The following is a 17,368-nucleotide window of genomic DNA, read 5'->3' on the forward strand; positions in this document are numbered from 1 at the left end:
TGAAAAGTAACACAAATAACGATAAAAGAGGAGAAAAATGATAAGTATTTATGAGCTAAAACCAAAGTTCCAAAATCTACTCCGACCTTTGGTAAAAAAACTAGCTAACATAGGCGTTACCGCAAATCAAGTTACTGTTTTTGCGATGCTATTATCGATCGCAACAGGATTCGTTGTATATGCTTTTTCTACTAATCATCCACTCATTTTTATTATTGTACCGATTGTTCTTTTTGTTCGTATGGCCTTAAATGCGATTGATGGCATGCTGGCTCGAGAACATCATATGAAATCGAACCTCGGAAATTTTTTAAACGAACTTGGTGATGTTATATCGGACACTGCACTATATCTCCCTTTCCTTTCTCTCACAGGTATCTCGGCACCTCTCCTACTCACTGTCATTTTCCTTTCCATTCTCAGTGAGATGACTGGAATTATGGGAGTAGTGATTGGAGCTACTCGACGATACGATGGGCCAATGGGTAAAAGCGATCGAGCATTTGTCTTTGGTGTGCTTGCCATTTTATTTACTTGTGGTATTTCTGCTGGTATGTGGACAAGCAGCGTTTTTGTACTCATCATCATCTTGATACTTCTCAATATTTACTTTCGAATCGTTCGTGCATTAAGGGAGGCTAAACATTGAACGATATCCCACAAGGTTTATTGACCGTATTTATTGGTATTTTTGTTGTACTTGTTGTCGCAAGCATCATTACGTTTATTTTGACAAAATCAAAACCAGACAAAGACTTCACGGAATTGGTATTACGTATTAAATCATGGTGGATGATGGCTGTTCTTTTCTCCATTGCCATATTAATCAACCGAAATATCTCCATCCTATTTTTCGCATTTCTCAGCTTTCTAGCCTTAAAAGAATATTTTACGCTAATACCTACAAGTCGATCTCATCGATTGGTACTCTTTTTCGCTTATTTATCTATCCCTGTACAATTTTACTGGATCTTTATCAATTGGTATGGGATGTTCATTATTTTCATCCCTGTTTATATGTTTTTGCTCATTCCGCTCGTGCTCATCTTCATTGGGGAAAACAAAGGATTTTTAAAATCTGTTGGCTCTGTGCATTGGGGCATGATGATGATGTTATTTGGACTTAGCCACATCTCTTTTTTGCTTGTGCTCCCTCCCGAAAATGCAGCAGGAGCAGGCGGAGCTGGACTAATTTTATACTTAGTAGTACTCACACAAGGAAATGATGTTGCTCAATATTTGTGGGGGAAAATGTTTGGCAGACATAAAGTAGTGCCAAAAGTTAGTCCCAACAAAACATGGGAAGGTCTTATTGGCGGAGTCGCTACTACCATTGCACTAGCTTTTTTGTTAGCCCCGTATCTTACACCACTAAGTCCCTTACACATTTTATTTTCGGGAATCATCATAGGAGTAGGTGGATTTATTGGAGATGTCAATATTTCTGCGCTGAAACGAGATATTGGAGTCAAGGACAGCGGGACAAGCCTTCCTGGGCATGGGGGTATATTGGATCGAATTGATAGCCTAACTTTTACAGCCCCAATGTTTTTCCATTTTATACGCTATCTATATTTCTAAAGGAAAGGTGGATCGGTAGATATCTTTCCAATCGGGATAGGTTCTACCCTGTATGTGGCGAATATTCTTCGTTTGTTATTCTCAATACTGTTGATACGTCCCCTTATTCTCATCGTGTTAGGTATAAGTGGAAGATACCGATTTCGGCTTCCAAAAAAAGGGCCAGCTATTATCGTAGCCAATCATAATTCTCATTTGGATACTTTGGTATTGATGACCCTGTTTCCTCTAACCTTAACCAATCGAATACGGCCTGTAGCTGCTGCTGATTATTTTCTGAAAAATCGCTTTCTCGCTTGGTTTTCGTTGAATATCATGAATATTATACCGATCCAACGAACGGGAGCTAAAAAAATAGATGATTTGTTTGCTGGTGTTCATGAAGCACTTGCAAATGGGGATATTGTCATTCTTTATCCTGAAGGAAGTCGCGGAGAACCAGAAAAACTTCAAAACTATAAATCTGGAATCTTTCACTTAAGTCGTGGATGTCCAGACGTACCGATCTACCCTACGTTTATGCATGGACTTGGCAAGGCATTGCCAAAAGGAGATTTTGTTTTAGTCCCCTTTCAGTGTCATGTAACAGTAGGTGATCCATTTTATTGGAATCCTCAAAAGAAAGAATTTATGCGTGAATTAAATAACCGAATGGAGGATCTAGCAAATGAGGGGGATTTTCCGCCATGGGAATGATAATCGCTAGTCTTCTATGGGGGTTTGGAGAAGCAACCCTCTTCTTTATTATCCCTGATGTTTTGTTATCTGCTATTGCTTTGCACAGCGGAAAAAAAGCTATTTTTGCCTGTATTTATGCGCTTATCGGAGCATTGATTGGCGGGTCTATCCTCTATGCTTGGGGAGCTTATCAGCCTAGTGAAAGTGCATCTATCATCGAAAAAGTTCCAGCAATTGATTCTGCGATGATGCAGGAAGTAAAGACAAGCCTTACTAACGAAGGGCTGCTAGCTATGGTACTAGGACCAACCAAAGGTATCCCTTATAAAATTTATGCCATAACCGCACATGGAGTAGGAATCTCCTATGGGGCGTTCTTAGCAGCCAGTATTCCTGCACGTTTTATTCGATTCTTTGTCGTCACCATGTTGACAGGCTTGATCAGTACCTATGTACTAAAAAAACAGAGCCTAAAAGTGAAATACTACATTTGGGCTCTTGCTTGGTTGATCATCTACTTCTTTTATTTTTGGAATAACCCATCTTGATTTCCTATCATCTAGGGAACATCATGCCCCATCGATGCGTGCAAGATAGCAAACCATTGATCCCGTGTGAGCGATAGTTCTGTTGCACGAATAGCAGCTTGTATCCTTTGTCGCTTTCCGGATCCTACGATGGGCATGATGTTTGCCGGATGAACCAAAAGCCATGCGTAAAGAACCTCATCCATTCCATTTGCCCCTATCTCCTCTTGAACCTTTGTCAACGTGTGGCGAAGCCGAACCGCTTTTTCTTCGTTTGAAGCAAAAATATCCCCACCGGATAAAGGCGACCATGCCATTGGTGCAATACGATGTTTCATGCATAATTGTAATGTCCCATCTTGAAAATTTTCTAATTGGTATGCAGACAGCTCCAGTTGATTGGTGACAAGTGGTTGCTTTACATAAGAAGCCAGCATTTCAAAGTGATCTTGTTTGAAGTTGGATACACCAAAATGCAAAACTTTTCCTGCACTATGCAACTCCTGAAATGCTTCTGCCACTTCCGCTGGGTCCATAAAAGGATCAGGGCGATGGATAAGTAACAAGTCAATATAATCCGTTCGGAAATTTTTAAGCGACTGCTCCACGGAAAAAAGAATATGTTCCTTACTTGTATTATAATGGTGAGTTGCGTTTTGAGGCCTTTGTGCAGATGGTAAGATGATGCCACATTTCGTTACCAGCTGCATATGAGAACGCAGGCTGGGTTGCAGTGACAATGCATCTCCAAATAACTTTTCACACGTATAACTCCCATAAATATCCGCATGGTCAAAGGTAGTTATACCATTATCTAGACAAAACTGGATCAATTGAAGCGTTTCTTCTTTCGGCTGCTTCCACTCATCCAAACGCCATAATCCATGAATAATGCGAGAGAAAGATAAGTTTTTTGCTAATGATATTTTCTGCATCGATTCTCTGCCTCATTTCTTTCCATCTATCTTTCATCAGTATAAACCATTGTCATAGATAAGAAACTATCATCTCTATCTCCCCATCCAAAGAAAAGGTGCCTAAACCAGATGGTAGGATGACAAAATCGCCTTTGCAAATAAAATAGTTATCCTCAGAGTACTATCGAAATGTCATTTTTACTCATATTATTACCTACAAATTCTTGTGTTGAAGAACTCATATTCTAGTCACCTCTTTGGAAATTAGTTGATTCATCAACTATATTTTGTATAGAATAATTAAAAAGATGAAGTCATTCTAATAGGGGTAAGATGTTACTATATCCATCGATAGATGCCACTTCATGAACAAATAGTCCTTTCTAACACATCGGAACAAAAGAAATGATGTAGATCATGTAGAGAAATGCTAGGTTGAATATTGGCTCATTTGCTATATTTGCTACCTTATGATAGGGTTTTCTTTCTTTTTGTAACAAAAAATACAACCCTCCTCCATCATATATTTTCATTTTCGTTTACCATAAATAGGGTCTTACACTGGAGGTTAATCGCCAAGGAGGCTCTAACAAATGGATCATTGGCTCATCCAAGAAGCAGAAAACTTTATCTATACTTGTTATCAAGAACTGGGAAAACCAATAGAAACCGCCAAATTAAGAATAGCAGCGATAAAAGAAGAAATAAGCAAAACTGGCTTTTATCATCATACTTATGAAGAATTATCTCATGGAGCCAGAATGGCATGGCGAAACTCCAATCGCTGTATTGGCAGATTGTTTTGGAATCGACTCCATGTGTTTGATGCGAGAGAAAAACAAACAGCACAAGAAGTAGCGGATGCTCTCTTTCACCATATCTCTTTTGCTACCAATGGAGGCGAAATACAACCTACCATCACGATTTTCCCCGCAGAACAAAATGGTTTTCAACCTGTACGAATATGGAATCACCAATTAGTACGCTATGCAGGTTACGAAACTGCAAATGGTGTGATAGGTGACCCAGCTTCTGTTACCTTTACAAAGGCATGTCAGGAGTTAGGTTGGCAAGGAACAGGAACAGCTTTTGATATTCTCCCGTTAGTCGTTCAAATAAACGGAGATCATCCGCAGTACTTTCCTATCCCTGACAATTTTGTGATGGAAATCCCCATTGAACATGCTGATTATCCCATGTTCGATGAACTTCAGATCAAATGGCATGCTGTACCAATCATCTCCGATATGCGATTAGAAATTGGCGGGATCAACTATGTAGCTGCACCGTTTAACGGCTGGTATATGGGAACGGAGATCGGGGCTAGGAATCTTGCTGATGAGGATCGGTATAATCTACTTCCCTCAGTAGCGGATATCATCGGGCTAAATCGCGGAAGCAATGCAACCTTATGGAAAGATCGTGCGTTAGTAGAGTTAAATCTAGCAGTGTTAGATTCTTTTAAAAAAGCTGGTGTCAGCATCGTAGACCACCACACCGCAGCTCAACAGTTTAAAGCATTTGAGAAAAATGAGCAAAAAAGCGGAAGAGATCTCACAGGAGAATGGGCATGGCTGATTCCCCCTATGTCACCAGCGACAACACATATCTTCCATAAGCCATATAAAAATAAAATCATCAAACCTAACTATTTTTACCAAGATCGTCCTTATGAAGAAGAATAAAAAAGTGACCTGAAGTCCTAGTAAAGGATTCAAGGTCACTTTTCTTTGTATCATCTATTTCATCTTTCCTATATACTCCGGGACGAATTCAAACAAGACGATTTCTATGATATCTGCACTCCTACCGTATCTGGTGCAAGGTCCAGCAACTGATAGCCGACTTGATGTTTCTCCATTACCTCTCCCAAAAAACGAGATAGCGATTCACGCTGTTCCTCTGTCTCATACAAACAGAGCATCGTTGGCCCTGCTCCACTAAGAGCCACACCAAGGGCCCCATGTGAAATGGCATCAGACAAAATTTCCGCTAACCCAGGAATGAGACTTGCCCGATAGTTTTGATGAATTTTATCTTGCATCGCTTCCGCCAACAGATCCAGTCGATTTTGAGCTAATGCCGCTACCATCAAGCTGCTGTGTCCAATCGTAAATACAACCTCTTTTTTATCATAGGAGTTTGGCAGTACGGATCTTGCCTTATCTGTTGATAACCAAAAATCTGGAATAAGTGCCAAAACTCGCAAGGAATCAGGTACTGGCAGGCAAACATAAGGTACTGGACCTTCTTTTTCTGGCATAGAGGAAACAATGATTCCTCCAAAGAAAGATGCACCCACGTTATCTGGATGTCCTTCCCATCGAGCGGCCATCGAGAAAAGTTCATCTGTTGTATACGGTTTTCCTGCTAAAACATTGGCTGCGACAAGTGCACCGACAACCGCAGCTGCACTGCTTCCCAGCCCACGAGTAAGTGGGATTTCAGAGCTGACTTCGATGGATAGTTCTGGTGCGGCTAAATCTAACGATTGATACAAATGGGCTGCAACTTGATAGAGAAGATTGGATTTATCGGTCGGAAGAGCGGATAAATGGTCACCTAGTACGTGAACTTTGGTCTCTGATGCAAGTTCCATACGAATAACAGTGTAGATCTGAAAAGCCATCCCGATAGCATCAAATCCAGGTCCCATATTTGCTGTACTTGCTGGAACTTTTACGGTAACTCCCTGATGATTCATTTTCTATACCTCTCTACTCTATTTCGAGATCAACGACATAACTGCTTCACGTGTTGCAGGGACAGTTTCGGGTTGTTGTTCAATGGTACTCAAAGCAATGTTCGGATCTTTTAAACCATTACCAGTCAACACACAAACAACGGTTGCTCCCTTCGAAATCTTCCCTTGTTTGCGCTGCTTGATCACACCAGCGATCGATGCAGCAGAGGCAGGTTCACAAAATACGCCTTCCGTACTTGCCAGCTTTTGATAGGCAGCCAAAATTTCTTCATCCGTCACTGCATCAATATGTCCATTTGACTCAGAAAGTGCTTGCAATGCACCATCTTTGCTCGCTGGATTTCCGATACGAATCGCAGTAGCGATCGTTTCTGGATTTGGAACCAGTTTCCCATAAACGAGCGGAGCTGATCCATCTGCTTGAAAACCAAACATTTGTGGCAGTTGCTCGATTTTACCTGCTTGTTTGTATTCCTTAAACCCTTTCCAGTATGCTGTAATATTTCCTGCATTTCCTACAGGAATAGCTAACACATCTGGAGCTTGGCCCAATACATCACAAATTTCAAATGCAGAAGTCTTTTGTCCCTCGATCCGGTATGGATTGACGGAGTTAACAAGCGTAATCGGTTCTTTTGCTGTGATCTCCCGAACAATATCGAGTGCTTCATCAAAGTTACCATCGATAGCAATCACTTCAGCGCCATAAATGATCGCTTGTGCCAGTTTGCCAAGCGCGATATTTCCACTTGGAATCAAAACGATACAACGAAGTCCAGAGCGAGCTGCATAAGCAGCAGCGGCAGCTGATGTGTTACCTGTTGAAGCGCACATGATGGTCGTACTTCCTTCTTCGATCGCTTTTGCAACAGCCATTACCATTCCACGATCTTTAAACGAGCCAGTTGGGTTTAATCCTTCGTATTTGACATAAAGATTTATCCCTAATTCTTCGGAAAGCGAAGCCGCATGAATCAAGGGAGTGTCCCCTTCATGTAGCGTCAAATTTGGCGTATTCTCGTTGACGGGTAAAAATTCACGGTATCGTTGAATAATCCCAAATCTCTGTTCCTTTGACGTAGCTAGGCTCATTTTGCTCCTCCTTCTAAACGATAACAACTTTTCACATGATGAATCATATCGATCGACTCCATCTTTTTCATCACTTGATCCATATCTGCTTTGGTTGATGTATGGGTCACTAAAATGATTTCTGCTTGTCCGCCATTATAAGGCTGCTGGACAATTTGTTTGAACGAGATGTTATGATCAGAAAAGACTTGTGTTACTTTTGCCAATACTCCGCGTTGATCTTCCACAATCATACGTAAAAAATATTTTGAATATTTCTCTTCATCGGATTTGAGTAGTTTCTCAATGTATGGAGCAACTACTCCTAATCCATTGGTGCCTAATTTCATATTTTTCACTACGGTGACGAGGTCGGAAACAACAGAAGTTGCCGTTGGCAGTTCTCCTGCTCCTGGTCCATAAAACATCGTTTCTCCCACCGCATCTCCATAAATATAAACGGCGTTGAAGACATCATGCACGGAAGCTAACGGATGGGATTTATGCACCATGGTTGGTTGCACACTTACCTCTATTTTATTATTGGAGCGCTCGGCGATTCCCAAAAGCTTGAGTTCATAGCCAAGTGATTTCCCGTAAGCAATATCTTCTTTGGTGACACTGCTGATACCACGAACATCTACTTCATCTAAGTTCATCGCGACACGAAAACCAAGCGTAGAAAGAATCGCCATCTTACGTGCTGCATCATGACCTTCTACATCTGCTGTTGGGTCAGATTCGGCATATCCTAATGCTTGTGCTTCGGCCAACACTTCTTGATAGTCCATGCCTTCTTTGCTCATTTTACTGAGCATATAATTTGTCGTCCCATTGACGATACCCATCATTTTATAGATGCGATCAGAAGATAAACCTTCGACCAATGCCCGTAAAATCGGGATACCACCAGCTACACTTGCTTCATAAAAAACATCACAGCCATTTGCTTGTGCTGTACTTAAGATCTGTGCGCCATGCAAGGCCATCAAATCTTTATTTGCTGTAATCACATGTTTTTTCTCTTTTAATGCCGTTAAAATATATGATTTGGTTGGCTCTATGCCTCCCATTACTTCCACTATTACATCAATATCATGGTCATAAAGGATATCATCAATATTGTTTGTCAACATACCTGTAGGGGTAGAGATGCCTCTTTCCTTATGTATATCCTTAACAAAAATACGATGGATCTCTATGTTTAATCCTGTCTGTTTTCTTAGATCTTCTTGATGAGCTCGAATAATTCGATAGACACCCGTTCCTACTGTACCAAAACCCATCAAGCCTACCTTCACTAATCTCTTCTCCATCTCTATCCCTCCTGTGATCAAAATGTAAAAAGACGCTCCCTGAAAATTCTATCGAGGAGCGAATTTTATTCTTACCATTATAGCAGGATGAAACGCATTCAACCATCCTTTTTATGATTTAGGAAAAATATACTTTAAATTAGTTAAAGATCTTATTTATTACCCTAAATATAAATAAGAAATGCAATATTACATCAATATTCGATATAATAAAAATGTTCGACATCCACCCGATGTTATCAACGAAAGGCATGCAATGTCTGTCGTCCTCTCTTCTGGGATGCTGGGAATTTACGCTCCCTATATTCCACTCGACGACTTCAAAAAGTGGTATCCGAACGTCCCTAGCCTTACTACTGACCTGGATCGACCAGAGCTCTACAAGAATCGGGTCACCAACGGCATCGAGACGTTGAAGATTGCCCTGATTCGCGCTCACAAATCAGCGAAGGACCATGCCTACCATAACGTAGAGCACTTCGCACAGGTATTCGAGAGTGTACGCATCTTCATCAAGGCCTACGAAGCAGTTACTGGTAAAAAACTCGACCCAGAAATCGTTCTGGCCATCTTGTTTGCTGCCATTGTACACGACTTCGGACACTGTGGCGCCACCTTCCGTTCAAAGGCACGAGAGAAAGAAAAGCTGTTCTTGCCTGAGATGGGGGTAGATGTCTCTTCGGAGTACGTGTCCATGGTAGCCGCAGACAAGCTGGCTAAGGAACTCGGGTTCTCGGTGCCAGCACGGGTGTTCATCAGCTTCCTCATCGCAGCTACCACCTATGGTGTAGACACAGATGAAGGAAAGCGCATCAAGATCAACCACATCGAGGTGACCGATCTCTTCGGCGTAGCGATGAGGTTGTGTGATGTCGCACCCCCTGCTTCCATGACAGAATCCGCTCGACGAGACAACGACATCAACATCTCGGAAATCCCGTCAAGTACCAAGCCGGAAACACTGGAAGAGCAGCTCGAGAACCGAATCAAGTTCTTCGGTTACATCGTGAGCCTCATGGACTTGCTGGATGAGATTGTCATCCGTGAAATGAGAGAGAGCGGACAGCACGAGTTCAACCGTAAGCTGACAGAAGCTACTCCGTGGAGGAATCGAGTGGACACAGAGCTGAAAATGCTCACATCCACCGATCCTACAGACGGACTGCTCATACACGTCCTCTTCGGAGCCTTTCGAGAGATTGCAGAGGGGTGATGTCAAAGTCCCATCTAGCCACTAGGCAGTAATCGGACTTACCCGGTGACCACAATCGTGGTCACCGGTCTCGATGAATAACCATATATGGTTCATATAAAAAACAGGCATGTCCATTATTGGACAATGCCTGCTTTATTGTTCCTACTCCAACATTGTATTGTAAAGCATGATCCAAATCGAACCAGCCACAATCGTAACTGCTACAAAAATCCCAAACACGACATTGATAACTTGGTAAGCTCCATCGCCTTCCAAAATGTGCATGAAATAGAACAATTGCACGAGAAGCTGTAATACTGCCAAAACAAGTAAGATGGTTATTTTCCAACTCATTGGCATCGATGTGTATAACATCACGTAGAAAGCCAATACGGTCAAGATCAAAGAGAAAAGATATCCTACAATATGAGGCTTTGCGCTATGGTGTTGTTCCATTTATGCCACCCCCAACAAATAAATCGTGCTGAAGAGGAAAATCCAAACGACATCAAGGAAGTGCCAGTAAAGTCCTGTCATAAAGATTTTTCTTGATGTAACAGGAGTGAATCCTCGTTTCCACACTTGAATCATGACCCCCGTTACCCATGCAATCCCCAGCGTTACGTGGATACCATGTGTCCCTACAAGGGTAAAGAATGCGGAAAGAAATGCACTGCGCGTAGGACCTGCGTTCATTTCTACTAACATAGCAAACTCTTCGATCTCTAAAATCAGAAATCCTAAACCTAACAACAAAGTGACACCCATCCAACCGAAATAGCCGCGTTTGGATTGTTTTCTCATCGCTAATACTGCTAATCCGCAAGTAAAACTACTGGTAAGGAGCAAGAATGTTTCCATAGCAAAGATCTTGATCTCAAATAGCTCTTTTCCAGAAGGTCCTCCTGCTGTCTGATTCACTAGTACAAAATACGTAGCAAAGAGAGTGGAAAACAACACGATCTCTGCACCAAGGAAAATCCAAAAACCAAAGATCTTCAATCTTCCTTCTTCAGAAGCATATTCCATTGGCCGATAACCTTTTGTTGTTGATGTTGTTGTTTCCATACTTACACCCTCCTTCCAGCAGCTAACTCTGTTTTTCTTACTTCTTCTACCGGGATATAGTAATCTCGATCATAGTCATTGAAGGAGCGCCAGATCATGGTGATAATCGAACCAAGCACTCCAATTGCACCGATTTGTAACCATTCAAAGACAAAGCCGAAACCAGCGATGAACATAAACCCTGACATAACAACCGGGAATGCTTCTCCCTTTGGCATGTGAATAGGTTTCAATTCGACTTCTTCTTCCTTGACACCCGCCGCTTTTTCTTTCTTTATCAGATGGAAAGCATCCAATCCTTTTACTTTTGGAATGATAGCAAAGTTATACTCAGCCGCAGGAGAACTGGTCATCCATTCCAATGTTCGACCATTCCATGGATCTCCTGTTGTATCTCTTTGACCTTTGCGGAAACTATAGTACATATTCCAAACAAGAATCATAAAGCCGATTCCCATTCCAAATGCGCCGATCGTTGCAATCAAGTTCCAAGATTCCCAGCCTAATCCTGCTGGATAGGTATACATCCGTCTGGTCATACCTTTGAGACCAACGATATACATTGGAATGAAACACATATTGAACCCGATCGTGAACCACCAGAAAGCCCATTTACCCAGACGTTCATTCATAATGAAGCCAAACATTTTTGGCCAATAATAGATCAGCCCTGCGATACATCCATAAACCGTTCCACCGATCAATACATAGTGGAAGTGACCGATCAAGAAGTAACTATTGTGATACTGATAATCTGCTGGTGCAGACGATAACATAACCCCTGTAATCCCGCCACAGAGGAACACAGGTATAAATCCAAGTGCCCATAACATCGGCGTCGTAAATTCAATCCGTCCTTTATACAGCGTAAACAGCCAGTTAAACACTTTTACACCTGTCGGAATCGCGATCAACATGGTTGTGATCGAGAAAATCGAGTTTACCCACGGACCTGATCCCATTGTGAAAAAGTGGTGAACCCACACAATAAAACTCAAAGCTGAAATGGACAGCATCGAAAATACCATTGCTTTATATCCGAACAATTTCTTCCTAGCAAAGGTACTAAATATTTCTGAGAACAGCCCGAAAGCAGGCAAAATAACGATATATACTTCTGGATGACCCCAAATCCAGAACAAGTTGGCCCACATCATGGGGCTTCCTCCACCAGCGAGGGTAAAGAAGTGGAATCCAAAAATACGGTCTAATGTTAGTAAAGCCAGAGCAATCGTCAAAACAGGGAATGCAAAAATGATAATCACGGAAGTGATCAATGTGGACCAAGAAAACAGAGGCATTTTCCACAAGGTCATTCCTGGTGCGCGCATTTTCAAGATGGTAACCAAGAAGTTAATCCCGGTTACCAATGTCCCGATACCCGAAATCTGCAAACCTAGCAGATAGTAGTTTTGACCCGGACCTGGATCAAGGGCATTACCTGCGAGCGGTGTATAACTTGTCCAGCCTGCATCAGGTGATCCACCCAATACAAAGGAAATATTAAATAACATTGCGCCTGCTGCAAACATCCAAAAGCTCACTGCATTTAGAGCTGGAAAAGCAACATCTCTTGCTCCAATTTGCAATGGGATAGCGATATTCATCAAACCGATCAAAAATGGCATCGCCATAAACAAAATCATGATCGTTCCATGGGTGGTAAAGATCTGATTATAGTGATCTGCATCTAAAAAATTCAGACTTGGTGCTGTTAGCTGTATTCGCATGAGAATGGCATCTACACCGCCACGGAACAACATAAGTAACGCAGCTAAAAGATACAAAATACCAATTTTTTTATGGTCTACCGTAGTAAGCCATTCTCGCCAGAGCCAACCCCATTTTTTGTAGTAGGTGAGAACAAACAAAATACCTAATGAAACCAAAACGATCGATACATACGCACCATAGATGAGTGGATCTCCTGTTACAAAAAAGTATTCTGGCATCTTAAAGTTAAATAAGAAATCTTTCATGGTCTCTACCTCCTTTACTTGTGATTCGTATGGGAATTATGATTCATATCCATTTCTAACTCTTTATGTTCGTTATCTTCTTTACCGCCGTTGCCATGATGATGTGTTGGACTTTGAGGCTCCAAGATGGGGTTTCCATTCTCGTCCAATCGATTCACATCAATATTCGGATAGGAAGAGTAAGTTTGCTCCTTCACTACACCCGGTTTCAATAAATCTTTAAACATTTTTTCTGTTTGTTTTGGTGCTGTCTTTTTTACATTCGCTACCCAATCTTCAAACTTTGTCTTTTCTAGGGAATTCACATTAAACTGCATATGGGTAAAGTCTTTTCCGGAGAAGTTTGCACTTCTTCCAATAAACGTTCCTGCTTTATCTGCTTCCAACCAAAGATACATCGTCATACCAGGCATGGTATACTCTTGTCCACCTAATTCTGGAACCCAGAAAGAGTTCATCGGACCAACTGCATTTAATTGAAAACGCACGGGTACGTTTGCAGGTATATTCACATAGTTGACGGTTTGGATACCTTGTTCTGGATATTTAAAAATCCATTTCCAGTTAGCTGAAGTTACTTGTATCGTGATTGGTTTTTGATTTGGACTTGGTGATTTTTCTAAACTAAACGTTGTTTTTACTGTAGGTATAGCTAATGCGATAATGATGACAACGGGAATCGCTGTCCATAAAACCTCTAACCATTTGTTCTCTTTTTCTTCTGGTTCTACATAATCTTCATTCGTCGACTTTGCTCGGTATTTCACAAGCATATAAACAAAAAGTACAATAACTGCAATAAAAACGATGGACATCAATACAATGGACCAGATGATTAGATCATATTGCTTTTGTGCTACGGGTCCTTGTGGGTTTAAAACTCCTGATTTTAGTGATGAACATCCTGACAGCAATAAGGCCATTGTGAAAAAAATCGCTACATATCCTGTTTTTAATCGCATTTTGGTCACCTACTCCCTTTACCAAATACTTTTGACCATAATTGTTATTAATTAAGACATATATCCTTCACTAATGAATTATAGAACCATTTCTTATATAAAGTTGACCGCTTGGTGACAAGTTTGTGAATAAATGAACTTAAATTTTCGGCATTAAAAAAAGAGAGAACATCGCTGTAATCCCTTACATTACTTAGATTATTCACTTTTTTGCTTTTTCACGGATAACTTTTAATTGTGAACATTGCATCTTGGGTTAGATAAAAAATATGTTCCTACAAAATCTACCCTTATCGATTAGCTAACTATATAGAACGAATTTATATTTGATTTGTGCTATAATAATTTTCAAATGTAGTTTCAGGGAAGGAGGATCAAGTAAAAAATGGGCATTTGTATCAATATCTTTTTCATTCGTTTGCGTTAAAAAGAGGTACAGATAGGGACTCCGTTTTTGAATTTCAAAAATGCTGAGTTTATTAACTGTACCTTTTTCAATCGCTAAAACGATGAAAGAGGTTTTTTTATGCCCAAAAATAGAAAATCGATCCGACAAAACCTTTCCAAACAGGCACATACAGGACAGCATTTCCTTCACAATAAACGTATGATTGAAGAAGTGATCGCCACAGCGAAAATCAAATCCGATGAAACGATACTTGAAATTGGCGCTGGACTTGGTGCATTAACATTACCAATAGCCGAAAACGCAGGGAAAGTCATCGCTATGGAGAATGATCCCAACTTGATACCAAAATTAAAAGAAAAAATCAATGACAGAAACAATATCCAAGTCATAGCACAAGACTTTTTGAAAAGTACCTTGCCAAGAAAAACTTTTACTGTTGTAGCAAATATCCCATACTCCATTACGACTTTGATACTCAACAAGTTGCTGCATTCACCAAACAACAGCCTTGATCGTGCTATTCTTATCATGGAAAAAGGTGCAGCAAAAAGATTCAGCCAAAAGAAACAGACCAATCCAGCCATCTTAAAATGGAAAATGTGGTTTGAGTTTGAGATAGGAAAAACGATTCCATCTCATTGCTTCTCCCCTCCACCTCGAGTGGAATCAGTTATTTTTATCATCAAGCGGAGAGTGCAGCCACTCTTGTCTGAGAAATATCACAAAGCCTTTTTCTCTTTTGTGTCTCATTGTTTAAAATACCCCAATCAATCATTGGAAGGTGCATTGAAAGGAATATTTACTGCGCCGCAAATTACTCGATTGGTAAGAAACATAAAAATAGACAGGTACGACCCTGTTTCTATCCTCAATGAATATCAATGGGCTGCTATCTTTCAAACGATAACACAATATGTTCCTCCACATCGCTGGCCAAGATAATGTTTTTTCTAACACAACAAACTCCCTATCATTTTGTAGGGAGTTTGTTCTATATATAGGAATATATTATTTATATGGTGGGCCCCGTCACACACATACGGGGCTGGAACCATGACCATTAGCTACAGAAGTCGCAGTGGTCGTCGTCACAGCCGAAGCAGTCTTCTTCGTCATCGAGAGCCATAGCATCTTCGATCCACGGATCCTCGACATTGTCCAAGTACTCTTCTCGAACTTCCCTTTCCAGTCTGCACTGCTCGCAGTACTGATGCGAGTAGAAGGGGAAAAGTTCTACGTTTTCCTTGGAACACAACGGACACTTACCAACCATGTAACCTCCTCTCTAGGTTCCATGATCCTTCTCCTGATGAGAAGGATATTTGCAGTCATTATAACAAATAATATTCAAAATATATATTTTATTCTCTCAGCGGCACGAAGACATCCGTCTCCTTGCTTATAATCCCTCCCGAATAATATTAAAACTCGAAATTATAAAATATTAATTTTAATAATCGAGCATTTTAAATGTTCTATATGATATTGTACCTATTTGTAGTTTTATCAACTATTCCCATCATTTCCTCTTGTAATCCAGTCCATTTATTCCGTATAATGTGGATACTCATAAATGTATTATTTCATTTATAGAAATAAAAATTTTCAAAAAATGTTGTTTATGAGTCGTTTTGGGACCCTCTCGTTTCAAAACGGGATGACAGTATGTCAAACTTTTTAATTGCGTCACTAGCAATATTTTTACGTTTTTCTGCTCTTATCTTGCAAGGAGATTGTTTAATGTAAAAATTGCTAATCGAATGAAAATCAATGGAGAACCAGGGGGAAAAAGAATGAAAAAATACGCTTCCATGATGGTAGTTGGTATGATTGTACTAAGTACAATCATTGGTTATTTATTTGGCTCTTCCAATCAGCCATTAGCGCAGGTACAAGCCGAATCTGCACCACAAGGAACTGGATTGAACAACATCCTGACTACGGCTGTTGCTTGGAAACAAACCGCCGCAGAGTATAAGGCGCTGTATCATCAATCCTTTAATATGGCTAAAATGCAAGTTGATCTTGCCCTAGCAAATCATAAGCCAGGAGATAAGCCATTAGCAGTTATCACGGATTTGGATGATACGATTCTCAGTCCTGTCAATTATTGGGGTTATCTTATCAAAAATAATAAAGATTTCTTCGACGATTCTATTTGGGATCAGTGGATTCCTACATACAACATGGTCGCCACCCCAGGATCAGTAGATTTCTTTAACTACTGTAAGCAAAAAGGGGTAGAGGTTTACTATGTATCAAGCCGTGATCAAGGCCCAAAAACCTTCGAATACGCAAAGAACCAACTTAAAAAACTGAAATTTCCATATGTAGACAAAAATCACTTGACCATGCTTATCGATACATCCAACAAAGAGACACGCCAAAATGAAATCGCTCAAAAATACAATGTAATCTCCTATCTAGGGGATAATTTGAACGACTTTCGCCGGATTTATTATGTAAAAGATGTGAACGAGCGTACCAAACTGATGGAACAAGATAAAGCACTTTATGGAAGCAAGTTTATCTTGATGCCAAATCCTACTGACGGACATTGGGTACGTGCTATTTTCGGAGATTCAGAACCCGCAGCTACTGATGAAAACCGAGCAAAATGGAAAGAGGCAGCTACTCAGTCCGCATGGGAACCCAAGTAAATCACAAATCCAACAATATACATTGTCTAGACACGAAAATCAAAACCACTCCTGAAGGGGTGGTTTTGTCTTTAGGTATCTTTTTCCGTAAGAATAAACGAAATCATGCGCTCATTGTTCTGCCTAAATTATATCCAACTATATATTTTTCCATCAATAACCAATTTTTCAATGCACTTTCGCAGCATGTTTGAAATCCCCTCCGATTTGCCCCCATTACTGTCCAAAAAATCTATCTAGTACCACCATTTTTCAAAATAATTCATAATCGTTACTGAAAAACCAATATTTGATAAACGGA

At 40.5% G+C, this 17,368-nt stretch carries 17 protein-coding genes and 1 pseudogene; 8 read left to right on the forward strand and 10 right to left on the reverse strand.

Features of this window, described 5'->3' with window-relative positions:
* The first annotated feature begins 37 nt into the window (after window positions 1-37).
* From A3GQ_RS0106830 to A3GQ_RS0106845, 4 genes are read left to right on the forward strand one after another with little or no spacing between them, the layout of a single operon-like run.
* Window positions 38-649: a CDP-alcohol phosphatidyltransferase family protein gene (locus A3GQ_RS0106830; RefSeq protein ID WP_211227713.1), complete on the forward strand. Its 612-nt coding sequence runs from the start codon at window positions 38-40 to the stop codon at window positions 647-649.
* Window positions 646-1,581 carry a phosphatidate cytidylyltransferase gene (locus tag A3GQ_RS0106835; RefSeq protein ID WP_051271310.1) on the forward strand — a complete coding sequence of 312 codons (936 nt, stop codon included), beginning with the start codon at window positions 646-648 and terminating at the stop codon, window positions 1,579-1,581. The genes A3GQ_RS0106830 and A3GQ_RS0106835 overlap by 4 nt, the downstream gene beginning before the upstream one ends.
* A gap of 54 nt (window positions 1,582-1,635) precedes the next feature.
* Complete coding sequence (locus tag A3GQ_RS0106840; protein ID WP_028776418.1) at window positions 1,636-2,277, forward strand: lysophospholipid acyltransferase family protein; 642 nt, start codon at window positions 1,636-1,638, stop codon at window positions 2,275-2,277.
* Complete coding sequence (locus tag A3GQ_RS0106845; RefSeq protein ID WP_028776419.1) at window positions 2,268-2,807, forward strand: hypothetical protein; 540 nt, start codon at window positions 2,268-2,270, stop codon at window positions 2,805-2,807. Before A3GQ_RS0106840 ends, A3GQ_RS0106845 begins: the two co-directional genes overlap by 10 nt.
* A gap of 11 nt (window positions 2,808-2,818) precedes the next feature.
* Here the strand turns inward: A3GQ_RS0106845 and A3GQ_RS0106850 are convergent, their stop codons facing one another.
* Both A3GQ_RS0106850 and A3GQ_RS28485 read right to left on the reverse strand, forming a co-directional pair.
* Window positions 2,819-3,721, reverse strand: a complete 903-nt coding sequence (locus A3GQ_RS0106850) for an aldo/keto reductase (RefSeq protein ID WP_028776420.1) — start codon at window positions 3,719-3,721, stop codon at window positions 2,819-2,821.
* Between the two features lie 52 nt (window positions 3,722-3,773).
* Window positions 3,774-3,866 (reverse strand): annotated as a pseudogene (locus A3GQ_RS28485) (hypothetical protein); the annotation flags it as partial.
* A gap of 430 nt (window positions 3,867-4,296) precedes the next feature.
* Between A3GQ_RS28485 and A3GQ_RS0106860 the strand changes: the two are divergent.
* Complete coding sequence (locus tag A3GQ_RS0106860) at window positions 4,297-5,388, forward strand: nitric oxide synthase oxygenase (protein ID WP_028776421.1); 1,092 nt, start codon at window positions 4,297-4,299, stop codon at window positions 5,386-5,388.
* Between the two features lie 104 nt (window positions 5,389-5,492).
* Here A3GQ_RS0106860 and thrB read toward each other — a convergent pair whose 3' ends face one another.
* Genes thrB through A3GQ_RS0106875 form a run of 3 tightly spaced genes read right to left on the reverse strand, consistent with a single transcriptional unit; the run spans window position 5,493 to window position 8,794 of the window.
* Window positions 5,493-6,407, reverse strand: coding sequence for a homoserine kinase (thrB, locus tag A3GQ_RS0106865; protein WP_028776422.1), 915 nt, complete (start codon window positions 6,405-6,407; stop codon window positions 5,493-5,495).
* Window positions 6,408-6,425: 18 nt separating this feature from the next.
* The gene (thrC, locus tag A3GQ_RS0106870; protein ID WP_028776423.1) at window positions 6,426-7,499 is read right to left on the reverse strand and encodes a threonine synthase; all 1,074 of its coding nucleotides are present in this window, start codon (window positions 7,497-7,499) and stop codon (window positions 6,426-6,428) included.
* Window positions 7,496-8,794 (reverse strand): homoserine dehydrogenase, encoded by a 1,299-nt coding sequence (locus A3GQ_RS0106875; protein WP_028776424.1) that lies wholly within the window; start codon window positions 8,792-8,794, stop codon window positions 7,496-7,498. The genes thrC and A3GQ_RS0106875 overlap by 4 nt, the downstream gene beginning before the upstream one ends.
* 256 nt (window positions 8,795-9,050) lie before the next feature.
* On the opposite strand from A3GQ_RS0106875, the gene A3GQ_RS0106880 reads away from it, so the two are divergent.
* Entirely contained in the window at window positions 9,051-10,007 is a 957-nt protein-coding gene (locus A3GQ_RS0106880; RefSeq protein ID WP_028776425.1) for a hypothetical protein, read from the forward strand.
* A 144-nt stretch (window positions 10,008-10,151) separates the two neighbouring features.
* Here the strand turns inward: A3GQ_RS0106880 and qoxD are convergent, their stop codons facing one another.
* The 4 genes from qoxD to qoxA are packed head-to-tail and all read right to left on the reverse strand — an operon-like array spanning window position 10,152 to window position 13,998.
* Entirely contained in the window at window positions 10,152-10,445 is a 294-nt protein-coding gene (gene qoxD / locus A3GQ_RS0106885; RefSeq protein WP_028776426.1) for a cytochrome aa3 quinol oxidase subunit IV, read from the reverse strand.
* Window positions 10,446-11,057: a cytochrome (ubi)quinol oxidase subunit III gene (locus tag A3GQ_RS0106890; protein ID WP_051271313.1), complete on the reverse strand. Its 612-nt coding sequence runs from the start codon at window positions 11,055-11,057 to the stop codon at window positions 10,446-10,448.
* Between the two features lie 2 nt (window positions 11,058-11,059).
* Complete coding sequence (qoxB, locus tag A3GQ_RS0106895; protein ID WP_028776428.1) at window positions 11,060-13,036, reverse strand: cytochrome aa3 quinol oxidase subunit I; 1,977 nt, start codon at window positions 13,034-13,036, stop codon at window positions 11,060-11,062.
* 14 nt (window positions 13,037-13,050) lie between these two features.
* Window positions 13,051-13,998 carry a cytochrome aa3 quinol oxidase subunit II gene (gene qoxA / locus A3GQ_RS0106900; protein ID WP_028776429.1) on the reverse strand — a complete coding sequence of 316 codons (948 nt, stop codon included), beginning with the start codon at window positions 13,996-13,998 and terminating at the stop codon, window positions 13,051-13,053.
* 526 nt (window positions 13,999-14,524) lie between these two features.
* On the opposite strand from qoxA, the gene erm reads away from it, so the two are divergent.
* Window positions 14,525-15,349, forward strand: coding sequence for a 23S ribosomal RNA methyltransferase Erm (erm, locus tag A3GQ_RS0106905; RefSeq protein WP_028776430.1), 825 nt, complete (start codon window positions 14,525-14,527; stop codon window positions 15,347-15,349).
* Between the two features lie 87 nt (window positions 15,350-15,436).
* Here erm and A3GQ_RS28205 read toward each other — a convergent pair whose 3' ends face one another.
* Window positions 15,437-15,562 carry a hypothetical protein gene (locus A3GQ_RS28205; protein ID WP_281170814.1) on the reverse strand — a complete coding sequence of 42 codons (126 nt, stop codon included), beginning with the start codon at window positions 15,560-15,562 and terminating at the stop codon, window positions 15,437-15,439.
* A 638-nt stretch (window positions 15,563-16,200) separates the two neighbouring features.
* Here A3GQ_RS28205 and A3GQ_RS0106915 point away from each other — a divergent pair.
* Entirely contained in the window at window positions 16,201-17,067 is an 867-nt protein-coding gene (locus tag A3GQ_RS0106915; RefSeq protein WP_028776432.1) for a 5'-nucleotidase, lipoprotein e(P4) family, read from the forward strand.
* Window positions 17,068-17,368: the final 301 nt, after the last annotated feature.

It is taken from the genome of Shimazuella kribbensis DSM 45090, from assembly GCF_000428065.1.
Taxonomy (GTDB): Bacteria; Bacillota; Bacilli; order Thermoactinomycetales; family Thermoactinomycetaceae; genus Shimazuella; species Shimazuella kribbensis.